At 48.8% G+C, this 23,263-nt stretch carries 25 protein-coding genes; 19 read left to right on the forward strand and 6 right to left on the reverse strand.

What is annotated here, in order from left to right:
* Window positions 1-92: 92 nt before the first annotated feature.
* The 3 genes from JZI27_RS08520 to ligD (JZI27_RS08530) all read right to left on the reverse strand — a co-directional run bounded on the left by JZI27_RS08520 (window position 93) and on the right by ligD (JZI27_RS08530) (window position 2,253).
* Window positions 93-332 (reverse strand): hypothetical protein, encoded by a 240-nt coding sequence (locus JZI27_RS08520; protein WP_251244032.1) that lies wholly within the window; start codon window positions 330-332, stop codon window positions 93-95.
* A 130-nt stretch (window positions 333-462) separates the two neighbouring features.
* A complete protein-coding gene (lgt, locus tag JZI27_RS08525; protein ID WP_280207298.1) occupies window positions 463-1,260 on the reverse strand; it encodes a prolipoprotein diacylglyceryl transferase in 798 nt (265 codons plus the stop codon).
* Window positions 1,261-1,353: 93 nt separating this feature from the next.
* Window positions 1,354-2,253, reverse strand: coding sequence for a non-homologous end-joining DNA ligase (ligD, locus tag JZI27_RS08530; RefSeq protein ID WP_280207299.1), 900 nt, complete (start codon window positions 2,251-2,253; stop codon window positions 1,354-1,356).
* A gap of 138 nt (window positions 2,254-2,391) precedes the next feature.
* Here ligD (JZI27_RS08530) and JZI27_RS08535 point away from each other — a divergent pair, with 138 nt between their 5' ends.
* From JZI27_RS08535 to JZI27_RS08560, 6 genes are all read left to right on the forward strand, one after another.
* Complete coding sequence (locus JZI27_RS08535; protein ID WP_280207300.1) at window positions 2,392-3,990, forward strand: spore germination protein; 1,599 nt, start codon at window positions 2,392-2,394, stop codon at window positions 3,988-3,990.
* Complete coding sequence (locus JZI27_RS08540) at window positions 3,932-5,179, forward strand: Ger(x)C family spore germination protein (protein ID WP_251244029.1); 1,248 nt, start codon at window positions 3,932-3,934, stop codon at window positions 5,177-5,179. Before JZI27_RS08535 ends, JZI27_RS08540 begins: the two co-directional genes overlap by 59 nt.
* Window positions 5,180-5,420: 241 nt before the next feature.
* Entirely contained in the window at window positions 5,421-6,779 is a 1,359-nt protein-coding gene (locus JZI27_RS08545; protein WP_280207301.1) for a GerAB/ArcD/ProY family transporter, read from the forward strand.
* 108 nt (window positions 6,780-6,887) lie between these two features.
* On the forward strand, window positions 6,888-7,832 hold the full coding sequence (gene ligD, locus JZI27_RS08550; protein ID WP_348521358.1) for a non-homologous end-joining DNA ligase: 945 nt from the start codon (window positions 6,888-6,890) through the stop codon (window positions 7,830-7,832).
* Between the two features lie 320 nt (window positions 7,833-8,152).
* Complete coding sequence (locus JZI27_RS08555) at window positions 8,153-8,491, forward strand: DUF1904 family protein (RefSeq protein WP_122907614.1); 339 nt, start codon at window positions 8,153-8,155, stop codon at window positions 8,489-8,491.
* Window positions 8,492-8,885: 394 nt separating this feature from the next.
* Window positions 8,886-9,779: a cation diffusion facilitator family transporter gene (locus tag JZI27_RS08560; RefSeq protein WP_122907613.1), complete on the forward strand. Its 894-nt coding sequence runs from the start codon at window positions 8,886-8,888 to the stop codon at window positions 9,777-9,779.
* A gap of 207 nt (window positions 9,780-9,986) precedes the next feature.
* Here the strand turns inward: JZI27_RS08560 and ku are convergent, their stop codons facing one another.
* Window positions 9,987-10,958, reverse strand: coding sequence for a non-homologous end joining protein Ku (ku, locus tag JZI27_RS08565; protein WP_122907612.1), 972 nt, complete (start codon window positions 10,956-10,958; stop codon window positions 9,987-9,989).
* 137 nt (window positions 10,959-11,095) lie between these two features.
* Here ku and JZI27_RS08570 point away from each other — a divergent pair, with 137 nt between their 5' ends.
* Entirely contained in the window at window positions 11,096-11,599 is a 504-nt protein-coding gene (locus JZI27_RS08570; RefSeq protein WP_280207303.1) for a YfiT family bacillithiol transferase, read from the forward strand.
* Window positions 11,600-11,749: 150 nt separating this feature from the next.
* Here JZI27_RS08570 and JZI27_RS08575 read toward each other — a convergent pair whose 3' ends face one another.
* A complete protein-coding gene (locus JZI27_RS08575; protein ID WP_183184809.1) occupies window positions 11,750-11,893 on the reverse strand; it encodes a hypothetical protein in 144 nt (47 codons plus the stop codon).
* A 415-nt stretch (window positions 11,894-12,308) separates the two neighbouring features.
* Between JZI27_RS08575 and rsmD the strand changes: the two genes are divergently transcribed.
* Window positions 12,309-12,896 carry a 16S rRNA (guanine(966)-N(2))-methyltransferase RsmD gene (rsmD, locus tag JZI27_RS08580; RefSeq protein WP_280207304.1) on the forward strand — a complete coding sequence of 196 codons (588 nt, stop codon included), beginning with the start codon at window positions 12,309-12,311 and terminating at the stop codon, window positions 12,894-12,896.
* Window positions 12,897-12,913: 17 nt separating this feature from the next.
* Complete coding sequence (gene coaD / locus JZI27_RS08585; protein ID WP_122907608.1) at window positions 12,914-13,393, forward strand: pantetheine-phosphate adenylyltransferase; 480 nt, start codon at window positions 12,914-12,916, stop codon at window positions 13,391-13,393.
* Between the two features lie 11 nt (window positions 13,394-13,404).
* Here the strand turns inward: coaD and ylbJ are convergent, their stop codons facing one another.
* Window positions 13,405-14,634, reverse strand: coding sequence for a sporulation integral membrane protein YlbJ (ylbJ, locus tag JZI27_RS08590; protein WP_280207305.1), 1,230 nt, complete (start codon window positions 14,632-14,634; stop codon window positions 13,405-13,407).
* 131 nt (window positions 14,635-14,765) lie between these two features.
* On the opposite strand from ylbJ, the gene JZI27_RS08595 reads away from it, so the two are divergent.
* The 10 genes from JZI27_RS08595 (at window position 14,766) to fabG (ending at window position 23,184) form a co-directional block, all read left to right on the forward strand.
* Window positions 14,766-15,566, forward strand: coding sequence for a patatin-like phospholipase family protein (locus tag JZI27_RS08595; RefSeq protein WP_122907606.1), 801 nt, complete (start codon window positions 14,766-14,768; stop codon window positions 15,564-15,566).
* Window positions 15,559-16,632: a SepM family pheromone-processing serine protease gene (locus JZI27_RS08600; RefSeq protein ID WP_122907605.1), complete on the forward strand. Its 1,074-nt coding sequence runs from the start codon at window positions 15,559-15,561 to the stop codon at window positions 16,630-16,632. Before JZI27_RS08595 ends, JZI27_RS08600 begins: the two co-directional genes overlap by 8 nt.
* A gap of 88 nt (window positions 16,633-16,720) precedes the next feature.
* Window positions 16,721-17,239 (forward strand): YceD family protein, encoded by a 519-nt coding sequence (locus JZI27_RS08605; RefSeq protein WP_251243413.1) that lies wholly within the window; start codon window positions 16,721-16,723, stop codon window positions 17,237-17,239.
* Between the two features lie 144 nt (window positions 17,240-17,383).
* The gene (gene rpmF, locus JZI27_RS08610; protein ID WP_005834357.1) at window positions 17,384-17,554 is read left to right on the forward strand and encodes a 50S ribosomal protein L32; all 171 of its coding nucleotides are present in this window, start codon (window positions 17,384-17,386) and stop codon (window positions 17,552-17,554) included.
* Window positions 17,555-17,814: 260 nt separating this feature from the next.
* Window positions 17,815-18,483 carry a hypothetical protein gene (locus JZI27_RS08615; RefSeq protein WP_280207306.1) on the forward strand — a complete coding sequence of 223 codons (669 nt, stop codon included), beginning with the start codon at window positions 17,815-17,817 and terminating at the stop codon, window positions 18,481-18,483.
* Window positions 18,484-18,862: 379 nt separating this feature from the next.
* Window positions 18,863-19,444, forward strand: coding sequence for a transcription factor FapR (gene fapR / locus JZI27_RS08620; protein WP_122907602.1), 582 nt, complete (start codon window positions 18,863-18,865; stop codon window positions 19,442-19,444).
* A gap of 24 nt (window positions 19,445-19,468) precedes the next feature.
* A complete protein-coding gene (gene plsX / locus JZI27_RS08625; RefSeq protein WP_122907601.1) occupies window positions 19,469-20,473 on the forward strand; it encodes a phosphate acyltransferase PlsX in 1,005 nt (334 codons plus the stop codon).
* 6 nt (window positions 20,474-20,479) lie between these two features.
* Window positions 20,480-21,499, forward strand: coding sequence for a beta-ketoacyl-ACP synthase III (locus JZI27_RS08630; protein ID WP_122907600.1), 1,020 nt, complete (start codon window positions 20,480-20,482; stop codon window positions 21,497-21,499).
* The gene (gene fabD, locus JZI27_RS08635; RefSeq protein WP_280207307.1) at window positions 21,500-22,450 is read left to right on the forward strand and encodes an ACP S-malonyltransferase; all 951 of its coding nucleotides are present in this window, start codon (window positions 21,500-21,502) and stop codon (window positions 22,448-22,450) included.
* A complete protein-coding gene (gene fabG / locus JZI27_RS08640) occupies window positions 22,444-23,184 on the forward strand; it encodes a 3-oxoacyl-[acyl-carrier-protein] reductase (RefSeq protein WP_251243417.1) in 741 nt (246 codons plus the stop codon). The genes fabD and fabG overlap by 7 nt, the downstream gene beginning before the upstream one ends.
* Window positions 23,185-23,263 lie beyond the last annotated feature (79 nt).

Here is a 23,263-nt window from a genome sequence, read left to right on the forward strand (position 1 = left end):
AAAGATTAGCGGAAGATAGTATAAGTGCAACTAAGGCTCCGCCAAAAGCTTGGCGTAGCCAAGTTTTCTAATCGCTTGTATCCGGTCGAGTGTTAGTCCGTTCCGGTCAAGCGCTCCCACAATCCTGCTTTTGGGCGGATTTGCACAAGACGTATGGAAGAGAAGGGAACATAATCAATCGATCCGTCATTTTTCTCCAACAATACCCCATTGCTGCTGTAATCATACAGCTTGCCTTCCTCATAGGGGGATAAACCGGCACCGATCATGTCGGGGGCAAAATGTATGCGCACTTTACGATTCAGGTAATCCTCCAGCAGCGCATCATCCATCCAGATCACTCCTTTCGTCATTATCGTCTAGTATCGCCTGCTTTACGATTATTCAGACAAGGCGCTCAATAGTAGAGATAGATAAAGCCACTTTCTCATGAAGAAAAAGTGGCTTAGTCGAGTTTGCTGTTTATTCAATGGAATTACCCGATTGTTTGGAATGTAAGCTTTTTCTGGCGAATACGAGCATCAGAATGATCCCCAGCGCGATCAACAGCAAGCTGATCAATTGTGCTACGCGCAGTGTGTCCGCAATCAAGAGACTGTCTGTGCGCATTCCCTCGATGAAGAAGCGTCCAATGGAGTACAGGATCATATAGCTGAACAGGACTTGACCATTGAATTTCTTCCAGTAATAGAGGGTCAGCAGGAGAATGGCGAAAACAACCAGATTCCATAAGGATTCATACAAGAATGTAGGGTGATAATATTGTCCCTGAATGTACATCTGATCACGGATAAAAGCTGGGAAGTATTGCATGAACTGTTCGCTGGCTACATCTCCATGCGCCTCCCGGTTGATGAAGTTGCCCCAACGCCCTATCGCTTGACCAAGGATTACACTCGGTATCAAGACATCCCCAACAAGAAGGAAGGATAGTTTATGCTTGCGAACGTACCAAGCTCCTGCGAGAACGCCGCCGATCAGTCCGCCGTGAATGGCCAATCCGCCCTCCCAGACAGCAAAGATGCTGAGCAGATTGTCTTTGTACTGACTCCACTCAAAAATGACGTAATAAGCACGTGCACAAATAATAGCTGCGGGAATGATCAGTACCACCATATTCATAACATGGTCCGCATCAATCCCCGACTTTTTGGCGTTGTATCGTGCTAGATACGTACCTAGTAAAAAAGCAAGCCCCATTATAATCCCGTACCAGTGGATCTTGATGGGCCCGAGCGCAATAGCTACCGGATCGATCATGAAATTTCCTCCTTGACCTGTAAACGATCTCTGCACAGTATAGCACAGAATGAAGGCTGGATTCCAACAGATTGACCGGGCGGATTGACACTTTCACGACTGTAAAAAAGAGAGAATCGGGTCCAGGGACGCCTGTGTGCGAGGAGCGGATACAGAGGCGAATAGATCCCCGTTTTTCAAAAGGCGCGCTGGTACTGTATCGACTGTAAAGTCAGTCGGATGAATGCTGCTGACCTCTTCCCAGCGAAGAGGGGTAGAGACAGTTGCCTGTTCCCTAGCACGTGTAGAGTATGGAGCAGGCAAGGTCTTTCCTCGCCAATGCTGCAAGTAATCGATATACAGCTTGGTTCCCCGGTTTTTGACCAGGCGTTCGATTGTCACGAGTGTCGGATGCTTTTCTACCAGGTAATTGGCGATGAACTGTCCGACAACGCGCGTTTGTTCAAATGTGTAGCGGCGTTCAATGGGAATGTAAATCTGCAGTCCACTTGCCCCGGAGGTTTTGGGAATGGAGGGTAATCCTAATTCGTCCAGCAACTCTTTTAAGAGCAAGGCAGCCTCGATGACGACAGAAAAGTCAGGGGTTGAAGGGTCGAGATCAAACACGAGCTCTGTCGGGATCTCATCCGTAGCGAGATGAAATGAAACATGATACTCCAATGCCGCTTGATTGGCCATCCAGATCAAAGTGGCCTCATCGTCGCACAATGTGTAGCGGGTGTTTTCCCACTCGTGGGTATGGATCCAGTCAGGGGCGTAGTCAGGCGTATTTTTTTGATAAAAGCTTTTGTCCTCTACGCCATGGGGATAGCGGATGACAGTCAATAGGCGCCGCTTGCTATAGGCTAATAGGGCTGGTGCGACTTGCAGCAAATAGCGTATGTAATCCAGCTTGGTGACATGGGCTTTTGGCCAAAGCGGTTTGTCGGGATTGGTGATGGCTAAGGTATGGCCATTCAAAGTCAGCTCGTATTGCGGGATGACCAGGCTCATTTCCGCACCTGCTTTCCAAGTGACGCGTTTTTCCTACTTTGCCCCTCATGTCAAAAACCATATACGGATCCTGCAAAATGCATATTATCCCAGCCGAAGAACCATAATATCGGTAGATTTCTATTGGTTGGTGAAAAAATGGACTTTAAAAAGTTTCTGAATAAAGGACGGGAAGAAGAACAGAATGATCTGCACCTTGAAGCGTGCAGCCTGAGTGAGTTGGAAGGGGTCCCGATTTCGCCCGTGCTCGATGACAACATCGGGATATTGGAGCGCATGTTTTCCGACTGCTCGGATTTTGTCATCCGTAAATTTCAGCTCAAAAACAGCGTTCACGCCATTGCCGTTTTCGTAGACGGACTTATCAATACACAAGAGGTAAATGAGGCATTGAAAAGCCTGATGATCCTCGAAGACGGCAGTGCAGATGTCTCGTACATCGAAGAGCAATGGCTGCCAGTGTCCCAGATTGACAAGGTGAAGGATTACAAAGGATTATTGCAAGCCGTCTTGTCGGGTGATACAGGGATTCTTGTAGAAGGCAACGACGAGGGACTTGCATTGGGGATACGGGGAGCGGAAAAGCGATCTGTAAACGAGCCAGAGGGAGAATCCGTCGTTCGCGGGCCGAGAGAAGGATTTATCGAAAATATTCGGACCAACACCTCGATGCTGCGACGAAAGCTGAAGACGCCGCGCTTGAAAATGAAGTCTCTCGTTGTCGGCCGGGAGTCTAATACAAACGTGGTCGTCGCTTTTTTGGAAGGTATCGTAGATCCAAAGCTCGTCAATGAAGTGACCCATCGAATCAGTCGGATCGAGATAGATGCTATTCTGGAGAGCGGCTATCTGGAAGCACTGATTCAGGACAATGAGTACTCTCCGTTTCCACAGCTGATGTATTCGGAAAGACCGGATACGGTAGCGGCTGCCCTCCTGGAGGGGCGAGTCGCCATTTTTGTAGACGGAACGCCGATGGTGCTGCTTGCTCCGACAACTTTTTGGATGATGATGCAAGCGAGCGAGGACCATTATGAACGTTTTCAAATGTCTACGTTCCTGCGTTGGCTTCGATACCTCTTTCTGGCTATCTCGCTAGTAACCCCTGCTCTGTATGTAGCGGTCACGACCTACCATCAGCAGATGCTCCCGACCTCGCTATTGCTCAGTATTGCAGCAGCGCGTGAAGCTATCCCGTTTCCTGCGATCGTCGAGGTTTTTATTATGGAAATTGCCTTTGAAGCTCTGCGAGAAGCCGGTATCCGTTTACCCAAAACCGTAGGACAAGCGGTCAGTATTTTAGGTGCCTTGGTCGTCGGGCAAGGAGCAGTTCAGGCCGGGATTGTTTCTGCACCGATGGTCATCGTGGTTTCGATTACGGGAATTGCCTCGTTTACCATTCCTCATTTTAACGCGGCTATCGCCATACGACTGCTTCGCTTTCCGCTGATGGTTGCCGCTGCAGTACTAGGGATTTACGGGGTTCTTGTGGGGCTTCTGGTCATTGTGGGACACATGGCAAGTCTGCGATCCTTTGGTATCCCCTATCTTTCTCCCATTGCCCCAGTGTCTGTCGGTGATTTGAAAGATGTACTGGTACGCGCTCCTTGGTCAAAGCTGGTGTTTCGACCTGGATTTCTAGGCATCCAAAACGCCAGGAGGATAGGGGGAGATTTTATTGCAAAAGCACGTCGCTCAGAAGAAGATGCCGAAAAACGGGAGAGCAATGATGATTGAGCCAGGGGGGCATCAACCCTGCCCCCGCTCTATCGCGTTCTGTCTCTCCATCATGTTGTTTTGTAGTGTGCTGTTGACGGGTTGCTGGGACAGGCGAGAAGTAAACGATATTGGGTTTGTGATTGCGATGTCCATCGACAAAGAAGGGGACGGCAAATACCGACTGGCGGTACAGGTGCCACTCGTGAGCAGCTTGGGAGGTCCTTCTGGTGAAGGGGGCGGGACTAGCGGAGACAAAAGCTTTTATGTGGATTCAGCAGTTGGCAAAACGATCCGCGAAGCCTATGGAATCTTACAGTCGCGGATGTCGAGACTTCTCTACTTCGCGCATTATCGAGTCGTCATTTTGGGGGAAGAACTGGCTAGAAACGGCTTGAGCGATCCATTGGACATTGTCACCCGCTTCCCGGAGAATCGAATGACTTCTTTCGTGGTGATTACCCAAGGAAAGGGAATGGATTTATTGAGCGCACAGCCTCAATTTGAGCGTTTTTCAGGGGAGGCGCTGCGCGAATTGGTTAAGTCGGTGACCATTCCAGTCTCGATGAAGGACCTGGCGCAAATGGCAAATCATAAAGGCTTGGATCCGTTCTTGCCCGTGTTTGAACCCGTTCAATCCCATCCCAAGGGAAAGAGCAAAGAGGTTGAAGCAATGGGGGTAGCGGTGTTTCGCAAGGACAAGCTGATCAAAATACTCAGCCGTTCTGATTCCGTGGGTTTGCGTTGGTTTCAGCGCTATTTCAATCCTTTTTCCATGAATGTCAAACTCAATAGTAACGAGTGGATCAATACCGAAGTCCTGAGGGGAGAAACCAAGATACGACCTGTCATCAAGCAAGGACGCGTACACTACGATATTCATCTGAAGTCGTCGATTGTAATCACCGAAAACATGACGACACTGAATTTTGACAATGAGAACAGCATTGACCTGATGGAAAAAAGAGTATCTGAGGAGATTGAAAATAAAATCAAGATAATCCTGGAGCATTCAAAAGCAACGAAATCGGACCCGATCGGACTGGGCATGGTATTGGCCCGTCATCACCCGAAAACCTGGAAAACCACATATCGTGATAAATGGCGGGATGAGCTGCCTGATATAACCTACACGATTCATAGTAAAGTACAGGCGACCAATATTGGCCAAACGACGAACAATATTATGAAGGAAGATCCGCGTGAATAATATCTTTCAGTTCGTTTTTATTTGCTTGGTGATCATCATGCTCCTTCAATTCCTCAGGAAACGCAAATACATGACTTCAAGGCAGCGAGGAATTGTCGTCTTTCTCTATATTCTCGCCATCCTGGGTTTTGTTGCTTTGTACTTCCCAAACCTGCAGCTGATGCCAAGTCAATATTTAAAAGAATGGATATCACCATACGTGAAAAAGTGGGCGACATATAGATAAGAGGAGATGGTAGGCATGCTTCAAAAGCAAGTCGTAAGCCATCGGCAGGTAGCATGGTTGGTGGGCAGCGTTTTATTGACAGGAAGCATGATCACTTTTTATCAGTCACTGGTACAAGTCGCAAAGATGGACGCCTGGTTTTCCCAATTGCTTCCCATGATATACGCGATCTTTATCTGTTACGTCTTGATGGAATTAGTACACATATACCCAGGGAAGAACATTTTCGAAATCATGTTCCTGATCTGCGGGAAGTGGTTCGGTGGCTTCATCAATCTCATCCTGGTCCTGTACATCTTGACTATTTTAACGGTAGATGTAAAAGGATTATCATTTTTTATTCAAGCGAGCTTGCTGCCGCAAACGCCACTTGAGATCATCTTGCTTGTCTTTGTTCTCCTGCTGATGTCCTATCGCACCTTGGAAGTAGCAGCACGTGTGAATGAAATCTACTTTCCCACCCACATCATCGTAAACTTCCTGCTCTTTTTATTTCTAGCTAATGAGTTTAGTCCGGAGAGATTCGAACCGATGCTGAGCAGCGGAGTGAAACAAATACTCATAAGCAATTACATGTCTATGGGAGTGTACGGAGATATCATTCTGTTTGGAGCGTTCCTGCCGGTTTTTATCCAGCCACAGCTATTTTTTGCTGCATTCAAGCATGGCGTTATCATTGTCGGTTTCATGTCCAGCCTGATCCTTCTTGTTCTGCTGGGTGTACTGGGGTATACGATCGCCAGTCGGTTAAATTATCCGGTGCTTTCCCTCGTCCAACAGATCCATGTGACCGATTTTCTCGATCGGGTCGAAATATTTATGTTAAGCTTGTGGTTTCCTGCCTTTACGATCAAGGTGATTATTGCGTATCTCGCTTTGCTCACGGGCATCGGTACTTTTGGTGGCGAGAGTCAGCACAAGCCGTACAATTCACCTGTAGGCTTCCTGCTCGTGGTTACTTCGCTTCTCTCCTTTCAACATGTAGAAGAGATGGAGGTTTTTGTGGGCTATGCCTACTCGACGATGGTATTGATCATCCAGGTTCCATTGCTGCTGTTTCTCTTTTTTCGATCCAGAATCCAAGGATCAAAGCGTCCTCACGAGAAGACAGGAATTCCTCCGGATAACCGCTATTCCCGGTTTTACCGAGCGATGAGCTGGACGTCCAATCTATCCATTGTCGGCTGTCTCATAGCAGTATCTATCGGCAAGTGGTTTTTTGAGATGGATAAGTCGATTGGTCAAATTGTCGTGATTGTCATTATCTGTTTGTTGTTCATTGCCATGGTTGCGAGTTACTGTCAGATGCAAGTGGTTAACCATTATTTGCATCGAACCAGGACAACCATTGCATCTACTGGCAATAAGCATTGAGCTTTCAAAAGGCATCTGATGAAGAGCATCTTCCAAGGAGATGCTCTTTGTTGTGGGATGGCATGATTGGGGCACAATAGCGAAAAAGCAAGTGAGGGAGGTCATGTGGTGTTAAAGCCTATCATTCCCTTTGAGCCGATCACGGTGAACCATATCCCGACCGGTGAAAACTGGGTCGCTCAAATCAAGTGGGATGGCGTGAGAATATTATCGTACTGCGAGGGAGCAGAAGTGCGTCTCATCAACAGGAGGCAAAATGATCGAACCATGCAGTATCCTGAGCTGCAAGATGCCAAAGCTTACTGTTCGGCTTCGTCCTTTATTTTGGATGGGGAAATGATTGCTTTGGACAGCAGCAGGCCATCCTTTCATGAAATTATGAAAAGGGACAGTGTGCGAAGGGAGCAAAGTGTCCGGTTGGCAACCAAGCAAACGCCAGTCACCTACATGGTTTTTGATGTATTGTATGTCGATGGCGAATGGGTGCATGAAAGAACGCTTGCCCAAAGACAGCAGCTCCTGCGAGACATCATTATCCCGCAAGCGTATATACAGATTGTACAAAATTTTGCGGATGGACAGGCTCTGTTCGATGTCATGCTGAAGCATGAAATGGAAGGGATCGTTTGTAAAGATCTGAATAGTACATATGTAAGTGATGGAAAAGACAAGCGCTGGCAAAAAAAGAAGATCTTTCGAGACCTTTATGCCGTGATTGGTGGTGTTACCCTTCAAGACGGGGTAGCAAACGCACTGTTGCTTGGATTGTACAATGACACGGGTGCCTTGCTGTACATCGGACATGCAGGAACCGGTACATTCAGCCGCAAAGGTTGGGAGGAGCTGACAGAGCGCTTGAGGCCCTTGATCATCGAGCGTTCTCCCTTTAGCAACGAACCGAAGAGAAGTCGTGATGCCCTGTGGGTGAAGCCGGAGATTGTTGTGAAAGTCGAATATATGGAATGGACCCCAGGCCACACGATGAGACATCCCACCCTTCAAGGGATCGTCGAAATGTCCAAAGAGGAGTGCACGTTGATGCAGATCCAATAGACCAGATACTACGAAAAGAAAGGTCCGTTCTACACTTTTTCTTACTTTTTGGTTGATTATGTATAAATAGGGAGGGTATACTACAAGTAGAAAGTGTGATCTGCCAACATGTTTCCTTTTTGAACGGGCTATAGCAGGCTGAGTGAACGCTGACATTCGTGGTACGTCCACCACACCTTCGTATTGTCGGATATCATTCTCTGCTATAGCCCCTAGATCTGTTTTGCCCAAACGTTTTTGTTGATAGATAATATTTTTCATGCGTATAATGGCGGTAGTTGTCAAATCTCTATCATACGCTCGGGAAAGAAGGAATTGTCTTGCCTTTTATTCGATTTAAAGGGTTTGAATCTGATTTTTTGCATGCCATCTCGCCTGAGATTGTAGAGAGCTTTGCTCATCATGCCGAGGTTGCGCTAGAAAAAGTAAAGCTTGAGTCGCTGCAGGTCGAAGCGATTACCAATAGCCCGCTGTCCGTGGAAATCTTCATGTTTCCCAGAGCTCAGGAAAAGCATGATGCGATTGCTCAATCGATTCATCAGATTTTGGCAGAGCGCGGCTTTCCGCAGGTTCACATTTTTTTTGTTCTGTTATCCCCTTCTCTTTATTATAAAGAAGGACTTCCCATACAAAGTACAACCACATCCATAAGTCGATAATATTGGATCTCTCCTGCACGTTTGGAGGAATTCCTTTTTTTTGACCGAGCGTAATGTATACATAGGAATGTCAAAAAATCGCTTTAACAAGCGCGTTCGTGACGAAGATAAAAATGGAACGATCGAAGAAATGGAACGGTGAAGAGTCAGCAAAAAGGGGTATCCTAATCAGGTACCTAACAAGAAGTGATCCTCGTGCCAAAAGATTGCCACCGCGCAACACATTTTCCTGCTCCCTATACTCGTGAATCGGACTAAAACTGTTTCTGTAGACCCACATGAATGCTGTCTGATACGATGAAGTTCGCTACGAAAACTGCAGCGATGAGGGTGGACGCATGGAGCGTCCGAATCCCTTCCCAAAAGGTTGGAGTTCAGTTAGAGGTGATCGTGTGTGGATGTGTATTCGAATTTAAAGCAAGGGGAACGCGGGGCGTGGGTAAGCATTATCGCCTATATATTTTGTTCCGTATTAAAAATTGGCGTAGCGATCATAGCGGGCTCAGAGGCTTTGATGGCGGATGGCTTAAACAATACAACCGATGTCATCGCATCTGTAGCTGTGCTGATCGGATTGCGTATTTCAAGAAAGCCTCCTGATCAAGATCATCCATATGGACACTTTCGGGCTGAGACGATCGCAGCTCTCGTCGCATCGTTCATCATGCTCTTTGTGGGGATCGATGTCATTTCCGGTGCAATCCCGTCGATGTTTGCACCTAATCAGACTGCTCCCGGTATGATTGCCGGCTATACTGCACTCGTAACTTCGATTATTATGTTTGGCGTTTACCGCTATAATCGGGAGCTTGCCAAGAAAACCAACAGCCAAGCGTTGATGGCCGCAGCAGCGGATAATCGTTCGGATGCTCTTGTCAGTATTGGAACCTTTGTAGGGATTGCCGGAGCACAGTTCCAACTCCTCTGGCTCGATCCACTCGCGGCACTGGTAGTCGGTATTTTGATCATCAAGACAGGGTGGGGGATCTTCCGTGAGACCGTGCACCGTTTGACGGATGGTTTTGATCAAGCCAAGCTGGAAGACTTGCGCACCTCCATCGCGGACATTCCTGGAGTCGTAAGCATCAGTGACATCAAGGCACGCTATCATGGAAGCAGTGTGCTGGTGGATGTCGTCGTTCTTGTCGACCCGGACCTGAGTGTAGTCGAGAGTCACACGATTACGGAGGTGATCGAGGAACGGATGAGACTGGAGCATAAGATACACGATGTTCACATCCATATCGAGCCTTGTGAAGAAAAGCTATTGGAAAAAGCCCGGGATTAGCTCCGGGCTTTTTTGTACGATCGGAAAGTTTAAGTGCGCTAAAGCGCTAAAAAGATTAGCGGAAGATAGTATAAGTGCAACTAAGGCTCCGCCAAAAGCTTGGCCGTAGCCAAGTTTTCTAATAGATCGGTAAGTTACGTGCGCTAAAGCGCAAAAGCAAAAAAATCTTGGTGCAGCCAAGTTTTCTCAAGCAATCACAGCAGTCTCTTACGGCGTTGCCGATTCTTTTTTACGACGCAGCGTTTTGGTCGTTGTGGTCAAGGCTGCACCAGAGGCAGTAGCTTTTTTCGGTTTTTGTGACTCGTCAGCTGCGGTACCCATAGTGCGCTTCCGCTCCTTCTTTGGCTTGGCAGCTGGTTTTTCCGGCGTTGGTTCTGTCGCCATTTTCACAGGGACTTGCGCCTCGGCTCCTCCTGTCGCAGCCAGGCTTTCCTTCAGTGCTTGCATCAAATCAATGACATTGGCACGAGGTGCTGCCGGAGATGTAGCAATCTCCTTGCCCTCCAGCTTTTTCTCAATCATGGCTTGCAGTTGAGTACGGTACTCGTCTGTATATTTGGCAGGATCAAAAGGAGTGGTCATATTGCTGATCAGCTCGCTGGCCATTTTCAGTTCGTTTTCTGCCAGTTGCATGTCGGCTTCGGGCAAGGCGGGAACCTTTTGTACAGAACGAACCTCATCGGGATAGAAAATCGTCTCCAGCATGATGCAATGCTCGTACAAGCGGACGACCGCGAGGCTTTGCCGGTTGCGCATTGTCACCTGTGCTACAGCGATTTTGCCGGTTTGTTCCATCGCTGCACGCAGCAGGGCGTACGCTTTTTCTCCTGTATCCTGTGGCGCGAGAAAATAGCTTTTGTCAAAGTACACCGGATCGATTTCCTTCAGGTCCACGAAGTCAAGAATTTCGATGGCTCTGCGGGTATCAGGTGTGATTGCTTCCAGATCCGCATCATCGATAATCACGAAATGGCCCTTTTCGTATTCAAAGCCACGAACAATATCGCTAGCTTCCACTTCGCGATCGCAGTGCGGACACATCTTTGTGTATTTGATCGGCGTGTGACATTCCTTATGCAGCTGGCGAAATCGAATGTCACGTTCCTCTGTAGCTGTAAACATCCGGATCGGGATATTGACCAATCCGAAGCTGATGGAACCTTTCCAGACCGTGTGCATCTTATCCCTCCTGTTCGACCGTGCATAGGTCTAGTATCCACCAATGCGCTGCATTTTTCAGAAGGGAAATGAAGGTGGGAACAGGACCAGTCGAGAAGAGTATTGGTAGTAAATGGAAGGGCTCAGGAGGAGATCATATGGATGAAAGATATCCAATCGGAAAATTCCAGCACGAAGAGGAAATCACACAGGATGTGATTGCTGGCTGGATTCAGGACATAGCTAATTTGCCTGGAGAAGTACGAAAAGCGGTGTCAGAACTGCATGAAGACCAGCTGGAGACGCCGTATCGCTCGGGCGGATGGACTGCTCGTCAGGTTATGCATCATCTGGCAGATAGTCATCTAAATGCCTTTGTCCGCTTCAAGCTAGCGCTTACGGAAGATAAGCCTGTCATCAAACCCTATGACGAGGCGAGCTGGGCAGAGCTGGCTGATTACACCATGTCAGTCGAAATATCCCTCCAGCTGCTCGAAGCCTTGCATGCCCGCTGGGTGGTTCTATTGCGGAGCCTCAGTGATACAGAGCTGCAGCGGACATTTATCCATCCTGACTCAGGGGTCATTACCGTATGGCAAAACATCGGGGTATACGCCTGGCATGGACGCCACCATGTAGCTCATCTAAAAATGGTGCGTTAACAGTCGAAGGTGGATTGAAAAGCTCAGGAAGCCAGCCCTTTACGCTACGGGCTGGCTTCTTTCTTCATTTACAGTATTGGTGAGAGCAACACGTCCTGATACTGCAAGGATAACCTGCCTCTGAAACGCAATTCCACGATACAGGTTTTCTTATTGTCCGTGCTTCACAATATCTGATTGGTCAGCCTCTGATTGCATTTTTCTTGCTTGTTCCACGCCTTCGCCTGTTTGATCGGCAATGGATTGTGCTTTTGAGGCTTCGAGTTTTTGCTTGGACGGCTGTTTTTCTGCCATGAATGGAACCTCCTTTACGACAAAGGTGAAGGTAGTATGCCGTATCTGGACAAAAAAATACCTCATCGCCAAAAACGATGAGGTAGCCGTTCAACTTCTCCCAACACGGGAAGAGGTGGCACGGAATGCTCCTATCAGACACACCGTGCGCGCAAGTGAACAGCCTTTCAATTATGGGAGAGGAGAAACCGGAGGAAGAGCTTATGGGGAAACGTAAGTCTTCTCCGCGGTTGTCAGCGACAACAATGCGTCGCTATCCAACATCCTTTCCATTTCTTTCATCAGCTATACATTCGACGGCAAGGATTTATGTATATGAAAAATTTTACTGGCCTGGGACGGATGTGATAGTATGAAATCAATCTTTACTGGTCTTTTTGAAGACCCAATACATATGAGGTGACAGGTGGGAAATATGCGCGTTATCGCTGGCGAACACAGAGGACGAAGACTGACGGCTGTTCCAGGAAAAGGAACGCGCCCGACGACTGATAAGGTAAAAGAATCGATTTTCAACATGATTGGCCCCTATTTTGACGGTGGATGGGCATTGGATTTGTATGCCGGTACAGGTGGCCTTGGCATCGAAGCCTTGAGCAGGGGAGCAGAACGAGCTGTCTTTGTCGAGAGGGATGCCAGGGCGTTTTCCATTGTGCAACAAAACGTTTCTGCGTGTCGCTTGGACAACCAGGCGGAGCTGTACAAGAATGATGCGAGCCGAGCGCTCCGCGTGCTCGCTAAGCGAGGCATGGCGTTTGATCTGGTATTTTTGGACCCGCCGTATGCTCAGCAAAACATTACGGGTGAGATAGAGCTTATGCAGGAATTGAAGCTGCTCTCAGATGGAGCCTGGATCGTGGCCGAGCATGACGTAGATATTACGCTGCCGGAAGTCGTGGGCCATTGCATCCAGTATCGTGCAGCTATCTACGGAGATACAGCAGTAACCTTGTATTATTTTGAAGAAGAAAGAGATGAGCCTGCCGAAGAGGCGGCTACATAAGGGAGGATCGATTTGTCATGACCATCGCAGTATGTTCCGGAAGCTTTGACCCCGTTACCTATGGACATCTTGACATTATTTCCCGCAGTTCCAAGATCTTTGACAAGGTGATCGTGGCTGTCCTCGTCAATTCCAAGAAAAAATCCCTGTTTTCCGTCGAAGAGAGAGTAGAGCTTTTGCGTCAGGCGACAGCAGGCATGGACAATGTAGAAATCGACTCCTTTGAGGGCTTGCTGATCGATTACATGAAAAAACGGGGAGCACGAGTGATCATCCGTGGCTTGCGCGCTGTATCTGATTTTGAATATGAGATGCAGGTTGCATCTATTAATAAAAAGCTGGATGAAGAGGTGGAAACCTTTTTCATGATGACCAATAACCAGTATTCCTACCTCAGCTCCAGCATCGTGAAAGAAGTAGCCAGTTACAAGGCGAGCGTGAGCGATCTGGTTCCGCCAGTTGTTGAAAAAGCGTTGAAGGAAAAGCTGGGTGGCTGATCCGGAAGTCGTCAACGTATTTTATGGCTGTGCAAAAATCGAACAAGCATACTGCCCAGAAGCAGTAGAGAAGTACCAATAACGGCTATGACCCCGGAGTACAGAAAGGCATCCCACCAGTGAGAGACTGTCAACCCCGTGGTGCTTGGCAGAAAGACAGGAACGCTTTTTTCTTTCAGCCATGCCAAGGAAGTGAGCGGTCCCCAGAGGATGAACGTCAAAACGGCAGCCAGTAACGCATGGATGGAGCGGCCTATCAAATAAGGCATGACGCGGATATCCGTTGCGCTGAGAATGCTTGCCACTTGAGCGTGAACACTTAAGCCGCCCCAGGAGAGTACAGCGCTCGCAATTGCCGCTTTCCAAACGATGGGAACAGCTGCAGGTGCTTCGCTCGCTGCTTGTGCGCCAAGTGTGACCTCAAACAATCCGGAAACGATGGATTGCGATAGAGCGGGTGGAACGCCAAATGGACCAAGTACAAACGCGAGCACCTGGATGATGAACGCAGTGAGATGAATGGCTTGAAACAATTGGATGATGACCGAGAAGACGATGATGAATCCTCCGATCATAAACAGCGTGGTCAAGGCTGATTGTACCGCGTCCCCCATCAGCTTGCCGAAAGGGCGGCGATCAGCGAGTCTCGCACGGTGCATCGCTTGCAAGGCCCGTATTGGCAAGGCCATCTTAGTTTTTTCCAATGGCTTGCTGATTGTCGCGGACGGAGCGTGCAGCCTGAACAAAATGCCTAGCAGGACAGCCGAAAGGTAATGGGTTAGCGAGAGTATAATGCCCATCTGCTCACTGTGAAAAAAGCCAATGGCTACGGCGCCCATCACGAAAAGGGGATCGCCGGTGGTCGTAAACGCGACGAGACGCTCTCCTTCCGCTTTCGTAACATTTCCTTGCTCCCGCAGTCGGGTTGTCAGCTTTGCTGCGACGGGGTAACCGGATGAAAAGCCCATCGCAATGACAAAGCCACCCGTGCCCGGGACATTAAACAAGGGGCGCATCAAAGGCTCCAGCAGCACTCCGAAGAAATGAACTACACCAAGACCCATTAATACCTCGGAAAGCACGATAAACGGCAAAGTGGATGGGAAAACCACTTCCCACCAGATTTTCAGGCCGCGAACCGCAGCTTCAAATGAGATTTGTGAATGTGCCACCAACATAAAAACAAGGGCAATCGTCGAGACGGCGAGCAACATTGTGAGAATGGGAGAGTGACGTGACATGGGCTCCTCCTGTACAAGCAACAGTAGTACATGTCTACGTGATGGACAGGGAAACTATGCGCAGGCTTGCATCTTCTGACACGAAAGATCGGCGGTTCCCCACATATGTTTGCTTAGAGGGGGGATGGTGCGTGGCAACGAAACGAAAACCGCTGGTAGGCTTGGCATTGGGGTCGGGAGGCGCTCGTGGCTTTGCACATATTGGAGTGCTGAAGGTTCTCGAGGCGCACGGGATCAAAATTGACCTGCTCGCCGGCAGCAGCATGGGCAGCTTGATCGCGGCTGTTTACGCCAATGGAATAGACCCCTACATGATGGGCAAGCTGGCAATGAATCTGAGACGAAAGCATTTGGTCGATCTGACCGTTCCCAGTATGGGATTTGTTACAGGGGATAAAATCAAACAGCTGATTCAATTGTTGACGCACGGAAAGCGAATTGAAGAGCTGAAAATACCGCTTGCGATCGTGGCCACCGATATTGAAATAGGGGAGAGGGTCGTTTTTCGTGAAGGACCTGTCGATCAGGCCGTGCGAGCGAGTATCTCTATACCGGGTATCTTTGTACCGGAACGGGTGGATGGCAGACTGTTGGTTGACGGCGGTGTTATCGATCGGGTCCCTGTTACCGTTCTCCGTGATATGGGAGCGGATATTGTGATTGCCGTAGATGTCGCCCAGCTGGACACATCGATGAAAATCAGTTCTATTTTTGATGTGATCGTTCAGACGATAGACGTGATGGAGCGGGAAATCTTTCGCAGCCGAATCCTCACGGCTGATCTCGTAATCCGTCCTGATGTTGGACACTATAGTAGTATTGCTTATTCCGGTGTCGAGGAAATCATTGACCGGGGGGAAAGTGCTGCTACAGAGCATATCGAACGGATATTGGAAATGATCGCAAACTGGGAGGCAAACGATAATGAGTGAAGATCATCGAATCGCCCGCACATCCCATCCTAGAAAGGCCAGAGGCATACGATGGTTTTTCACGATAGTCGTGATTTTGCTAGGAATCTCGCTTTTTGTTCCAACCAATTACTACGTCACGAGACCTGGCTCCGCGATTGCGCTGGGTCCCATGATCGATGTCGAGGATGGAAAAAAAGATGAGACAGGATCTTTCATGCTGACTACTGTCCGCATGGGCGAAGCCAATCTGGGATGGTATGTGTACGCCAATATCTCCGATGAAGCGGATCTGATGCAGAAGCAGCTGGTCGTGAGCGAGGGCGAGAACAACGAGGATTTTGTGAAGAGAGAGCAAGCCGTCATGGATAATTCCCAAAAAATTGCTGAAGCTGTTGCATTTCGCTTGGCTGGGTACGATGTTCAGGTTGAAAATCAGGGTGTCTGGATCATGGGCACGATCGAAGGGTTTGCAGCCAAAGGAGTTTTGAAGATCGGAGATGTCATTACGGCCGTAGATGGAGTCCGGACACCCCAGGCGACAGATCTGTTGCAGCAGCTTTCAGGAAAAAAAGCCGGAGATCAGGTCGAAATCACTTACACCCGTGATGGACAAGAAGCCAAAACGATGTTAACCTTGAAACCACTACCCAACTCGCAGAATGTGGGCATAGGTGTACGGCCGGACAACAAGCAGAGCATCGTCATTCCAAAAAAGGTGACGATCGCCTCCCAAGGTATCGGGGGTCCATCTGCAGGCCTGATGATGGCTTTGGAGATCTACGATCAGTTGAATACGGATCTAGACTTAACCAAAGGGTATAAAATTGCCGGTACAGGTACGATTGCTTTAGATGGTGCGGTAGGGAAAATCGGAGGCATCAGCCACAAAATTATGGCAGCTGACAAGGCCGGTGCAGAGTTCTTTTTTGCACCTGAGGACGAGGCTGATCCCAACTCCAATTACAAGGAAGCCGTTCAAACGGCAGAACGGATTGGTACCTCGATGCAAGTGGTTCCGGTCAAGAACATTGACGATGCCCTTGCCTTTTTACAGGATCAAAAACAGAAACCGAAACAATCCTAGCTCACTTGCATGCTGTCAAGGGAAAATGGTTGACAAAGCAATGGGGCAAGGTCTATAATCATCCTTGTTGTGCTTGAGGTGAAGGGCTATGAACATTAAGTTGACAGAGTTGGATCATCGAAAGGGAGAGCCACTTTCGTTTCAGGTGACCCTTGATGCGGTTGATTTGAAAAATCGACATCACGAGATTCGCAGTTTGACTCCTGTAGAGGTTGAAGGAGATGCTGTAAAGCTGGGCAATCTCTACTATGTAAAAGGTGATATGAAAGCGGACATCGATTTTGTCTGTGCCCGCTGCTTGAATCCTTTTACGCAGCATGCATCGATTCCTTTTTCCGAGACGTTTGCCTTAGCAGATGATCCGGTACTGGAAGATGATGAAGATAGCGATATCCATCCGTTGGAGGGTGACCAGATTGAACTGGACACGCTGTTGCAGGAAGACTTCTTGCTCGCGATGCCTACCTTCCCGCTCTGTGAGGAGGACTGCAAAGGTCTTTGTCCAACTTGCGGTGTGAATCGCAATGACTCTCCTTGTACGTGTTCAAACGAGCGGATCGACCCGCGCTTGGCTGGGTTGGCTGACTTGTTCAAGGACAACAAGTAAGACCATATTCGTTTTCAAGATGGGATGCCTTTCACTTGAATGGATTTTCTCATTTTTGAAGGATGGTATAAGCAAGCGTTTTGCCTATACGATCCACCCAATAGAGCATCTTAGCATTTGTCAGTTGAAGGAGGTGTAAGGAAGATGGCAGTACCTCAACGGAGAACTTCCAAAACCCGTAAAAGAATGCGTCGTACGCACTTCAAATTAGAGATTCCAGGCATGATCAAATGCGATAATTGTAGCGAATACAAGCTTGCGCATCGCGTTTGCCCAAGCTGCGGTCACTACAAAGGCGTGAAAGTAGCGAAGTAAGATTCGCTGCAAAAAGTGAGGTGAGCAATCACCTTGCTTTTTTTGTGGGAAAATAGGGTTTACATTCTACCTATGCATCGGTCAGCCCTACTTTTTGCTGTAATTTATGCACCTGTCTTCATAGATTTGCCCCATTCAAGCGTAATGGTTTGTTCATATACTGAACGGAATCACCATTCCTGTCCAATTGATCTGAAAGAAGTTTTGTCGAGGCTCAGGCGTAACCTCCCGTTGTCCGAACTGCGATGAGCTTAAAGAGTGTGGGAGTAGATGCATCAGGCAATACCCTTCAAATCTACGACACCCCCAATCCCGCCGACGAGAACTTCTTCTTCGCCATGAATCTTGATCCAGACGGAACATCATTCTGGACTGCCGGATTATCCACGTTCAATGTTTATAAATTTGATATTGCTTCCGGAAATATTCTTACCCAATTTAAAGCAAATGGTTTCTTTTCCGTTGCAGGATTGGCCATCTTTGGTGAAAGGATGCCACCACCGCAACAGGTGTGTCCTGTAGTGAATATACAATCCTGCTGTCAGGTTGTGATCGAAAGGAAGACGCAGCTTGTGCCGCCTGCTAGAGTAGGAACAGCATCCGAGGAAAAGGTGGTAGTGGCAGGAATTGAAAAGGTATGCCCTGAAAAAGTAGTGATCTGCGGCGTAGTTCGCAAGACGATCCGTTACGTTGACGCAAAAGGAAACAATCAGACAAGAGAAGATGACGTTCCGTTCCAATGTGTGATTGATCGCGAAGACGCCAATGAAGGTGACACCTTCCATATCGTGGGAGCGGATATCCTCTGTACCGTATTTGCAGAAGAAGCGAACTTCAACGTGGACCGGTCGCTTGCCTTCAAATGGGTAGAAAAAGAGATCGTCAAGGTTTGCATCAGAAAAGGCCCCCCGCCAGCTGATACACTTTAGCATGAGACACCCGCACAACACTGCCCCATACACTTGTCTCTTCCTCCACTATCTTCTGTTAAGCCCTGTGCATTGTACCCTGCAAAAGATGGCGGGATCATCCGGGAACCTGGGCTCGTCATTTTCCCAAGGACAATCTTGATTCACTGCTAGTAAAACGGCCGTCTTATGGGAGGTCTTGTTCGAGACTGCCATAGACGGCTATTGTTTTTTCCGAACACCGCAAAAAACCAACGTATCAACAATTTCTGACGTGAGCGAATTCGGTCCTGCGTGTTTTATTTCTTGTCAATCCACTTCTTCTCCCTTATACTGACTTAGTACCAGGTATTAAAAACTGCTCGTAACCATAGCTGAGCGCTTAAGTATAGATGGGGGGGTGTCGAGCATCGCCCGCTTGCCGAAGAAAGATCGACAGACGCGATTAGTCCAGTATTTACAAGAAAATCCTTTTGCTACGGACGAGGATTTGGCAGAGTTATTTCACGTCAGTATTCAAACAATACGGTTAGATCGTTTGGAATTGGGGATTCCAGAGCTGAGAGAGCGCATCAAGTCAGTAGCTGAACAGCATCTGGACCCGGTCAAATCTCTGGGGATCGATGAAGTGATTGGTGAAGTCATCGACCTGCAGTTGGATGCCCAGGCAATCTCAGTACTGGAGATCAAGGAAGAGCATGTCTTTTCGCGTACACAGATCGCGCGTGGACACTACATATTTGCCCAAGCCAATTCATTGGCGGTTGCGGTGATCAATGCCGATGTTGCTTTGACAGCGACAGCGAGAATTCGTTTTGTGCGTCCGGCGCGTTTAGGTGAAAAGCTGGTAGCCAAGGCAATTGTGCGAAGTCGTGAAGGCGATGAAAGCAAAGTCAGGGTGGAGACTAAGGTACAAGGGGAACTGGTGTTTACAGCCACGTTCCGCGTAGTAGGGATGTCAGGTGTCACAACGTCAGGGTAGAGGCAGAAGAAGGAGGAGACACGGTTGCGAATTGCACTAGATGCGATGGGCGGAGACCTAGCACCGCGCAGTACAGTATGTGGAGCGCTTGCAGCAGCGAAGGAAAATTCGGCGATTACGGTCGTCCTCGTTGGCGATGAGCAAGCCATTCGCAGTCATATGCCAGGCGAAATGCCGGCAAACATAGAAATCGTTCACACGACTGAAATCATTGAAGCAGACGATGAACCGGTACGTGCTGTTCGCAGGAAAAAAGATTCGTCATTGGTTGTAGCCGTCAGCATGTCGGGTGATAAAAAAGTCGATGCTGCCATCTCTGCGGGAAACACAGGCGCATTGATGACAGCAGGTCTTCTGTACGCCAAAAGAATGGAAGGCATCGAACGCCCGGCCTTGGCGGCATACATTCCCAATCGCAAGGGAAGAGTGACCCTCACCTTGGACGTGGGCGCCAATATGGATGCCAAACCGGCCCATTTGGTGCAATACGCCGTGATGGGCAGCTTGTATGCCGAAAAGGTACTGGGCTTTGAACGACCGACTGTCGGTTTGCTAAACGTGGGTACGGAAGAGGCAAAAGGCAATGACTTGACGAAAACGGTTTTTCCGCTGTTGAAAGAGGCAGATCTGAACTTCGTGGGCAACGTGGAAGCCAGGGACGTCATGGAAGGAGCTTGTGATGTGCTGGTTTGCGATGGGTTTGTGGGCAATGTCTTGCTCAAATCGATCGAAGGCGCAGCCTCCACAATCTTTTCCGTACTCAAGCAGGAGTTTACTTCCAGCCTGATTAATAAGGTAGGAGCAGCGATTTTGAAGCCTGCTCTTGTTCGTTTTAAGAAGAATATGGATTATGCGGAATACGGCGGCGCTCCTCTATTGGGACTGGGGAGCCCTGTGATCAAGGCGCACGGCTCTTCTGGAGAAAAAGCGATCAAAAACGCGATTTTAAGTGCGGCGCGATTTGTGAATCACGACGTGAATACCGTGATTCAACAAGCTCTATTAACGAGTATGAAGGAAAGCGAGTGAGGACGGATGAAGGGATTACGCTCTGTTGGCATATTGGGAACAGGCTCTTATACACCTGAGAGAGTACTGTCTAACTTTGATTTGGAAAAAATGGTGGACACCACAGACGAATGGATCGTCTCCCGTACGGGAATTCGCGAGCGACGTATTTGCTCGGAGGAGCAGGCCTCCTCGGATTTGGCTTTTGAAGCAGCAAAACGAGCGTTGAAAAAGGCGAATATCAGCGCGGAACAACTAGACATGATTATTGTGGCGACCGTCACTCCTGACATGAGTTTTCCTTCTACAGCGTGCCTGCTTCAAGATAAGCTGGGTGCAACCAAGGCAGCAGCGATGGATCTGTCAGCAGCATGTACCGGATTTCTGTATGGAATTACGACCGCGACCCAGTTTATCGCAAACGGCATGTACAAGTATGTGCTCGTTGTTGGGGTAGAAACCCTCTCCAAAATCACCAACTACAAAGACCGCAATACCTGCGTCTTGTTTGGAGACGGATCTGGTGCAGCTGTCCTTGGACAAGTAAAAGATGGATACGGATTCCAATCGTTCGAATTGGGAGCGGATGGCTCGGGCGGTTCGCTTCTGTGCCAGCCTGCCGGTGGTTCTAGAATTCCGGCATCCGTTGAATCGATTGAAAACAATTTGCATTACCTTTCTATGGCGGGTGGAGAAGTCTTCAAGTTTGCGGTACGAGTGATGAATTCTGCGACAGAAGCTGTCCTATCCAAAGCCGGTGTAGCACGCGATGAGATTGATCTGCTGGTACCACATCAGGCCAATAAACGGATTATCGACTCTGCTGTCCAACGTTTTGGATTGTCTGAGGAAAAAGTCGTGATCAACCTGGATCGTTACGGCAATATGTCTTCCGCGTCCATCCCAGTTGCATTGGACGAAGCCATCGAAGCAGGACGTGTAAAAGAAGGAGACAACGTCATCCTCGTCGGATTTGGTGGCGGTTTGACATGGGGAGCTACCCTGTTGAAATGGTGCACGACACCAGCAGAAGGGAGCGACGAGTAAATGGGTAAAATAGCTTTTGTTTTTCCAGGTCAAGGCTCGCAGTTTGTGGGGATGGGGCAGGCTCTGTCAGAACAGTCAGAAGCGGCTCGCCAGATCTTTTTGCAAGCCGACGACGCGCTTGGCTTTCCACTCTCGCAGCTTTGCTTTGCAGGCCCGGAAGAAGAGCTGAAGCTGACTGCGAACACCCAGCCTGCCATTTTGACGGCTAGCGTTGCTGTACTGGCTGCGCTTCGGGAAAAACGTCCTGACTTCACTCCCGATTATGTGGCAGGACACAGTCTTGGAGAATATTCGGCACTGGTGGCAGCAGAAGCGATTTCTTTTGCGGACGCAGTAAAAACCGTTCGCGCACGTGGACAATTCATGGAGGAAGCAGTCCCTGCCGGTGAAGGTGCGATGGCAGCGGTACTCAACCTCGATCGTACAGCTTTGCACGCTGTTTGTGAGGAAGTGACGGCTTTCGGTCATCCTGTTCAATTGGCCAACCTCAACAGTCCAGGTCAAATCGTGATCTCCGGGTCTGCTGAAGGTGTCAAGCTGGCTGGTGAAAAAGCAAAAGAGGCAGGAGCGAAAAGAGTTCTGCCGCTCAATGTCAGCGGACCTTTCCACTCCAGTCTGATGAGCCCGGCAGCAGACAAACTGCACGGTGTTCTGGCAAACGTATCGGTCAACGATGCAAAGGTGCCAGTCGTAGCCAACGTGACTGCTCGTCCTGTAGCTGAGTCACAAGTCATCGTCAATAGCCTCATTGAACAAGTATCCGCCCCCGTGCTTTGGGAGGATTCCGTGCAATGGATGGTCGAGCAAGGCGTTACGACTTTTATCGAGATTGGTCCTGGCAAGGTACTGTCTGGTTTGATCAAAAAAATAGCGCCAGCTGAAACAACCATTATCTCGGTTCAAGATATGGAATCACTAACTGAGCTGTTGAACGGAGGGAATCTATGCTAACAGGGAAAACGGCACTGGTTACAGGAGCATCACGTGGAATAGGTCGCGCAATCGCTTTGAAGCTCGCACAGGCGGGTGCCAACATCGTGGTCAACTACGCTGGCAGTGAAGCGGCTGCGAGTGAAACCGTAGAACAGGTGAAAGCGCTGGGACGTGAAGCGATTATGGTACGCGCTAATGTGTCCGACAGCGAAGACGTGAATGAAATGTTTAAAACCGCGCTGGAGCATTTCGGGAATATCGATATTCTCGTGAACAATGCTGGGATCACCCGCGACAATTTGCTGATGCGCATGAAGGAAGAAGAATGGGATGCTGTCATTGATACCAATCTGAAGGGTGTTTTCAACTGCGTCAAGGCAGCTACCCGTCCGATGATGAAGCAGCGTTCCGGCAAGATCATCAACATCACCTCGGTTGTCGGTGTGCTCGGCAATGCAGGGCAGGCAAACTACGTGGCAGCAAAGGCTGGTGTAATCGGTTTGACCAAAACCGCTGCAAGAGAGCTGGCAACACGTGGTATTACGGTGAACGCTGTAGCGCCTGGTTTTATTGATACTGAAATGACAGCCGTGCTGCCAGAGGATGTAAAGGCGAATCTCGTTGGTCAGATTCCGCTTGGACGATTGGGACAAACCGATGATATCGCTTCTGTGGTTCTGTTCCTGGCTTCTGATTCAGCCAACTACATGACGGGTCAGACCTTGCATGTAGACGGCGGTATGTACATGTAATCATCCTTCGAGCTGCTGCAGGAAATTGAAGTGACATCATGTCAATTTCCTGCCCGCTCCGAACTGGTTTTTTAGAAGC

Origin of the sequence: Brevibacillus sp. AY1 (genome assembly GCF_029870785.1) — a bacterium.
Lineage (GTDB): Bacteria > Bacillota > Bacilli > Brevibacillales > Brevibacillaceae > Brevibacillus > Brevibacillus invocatus.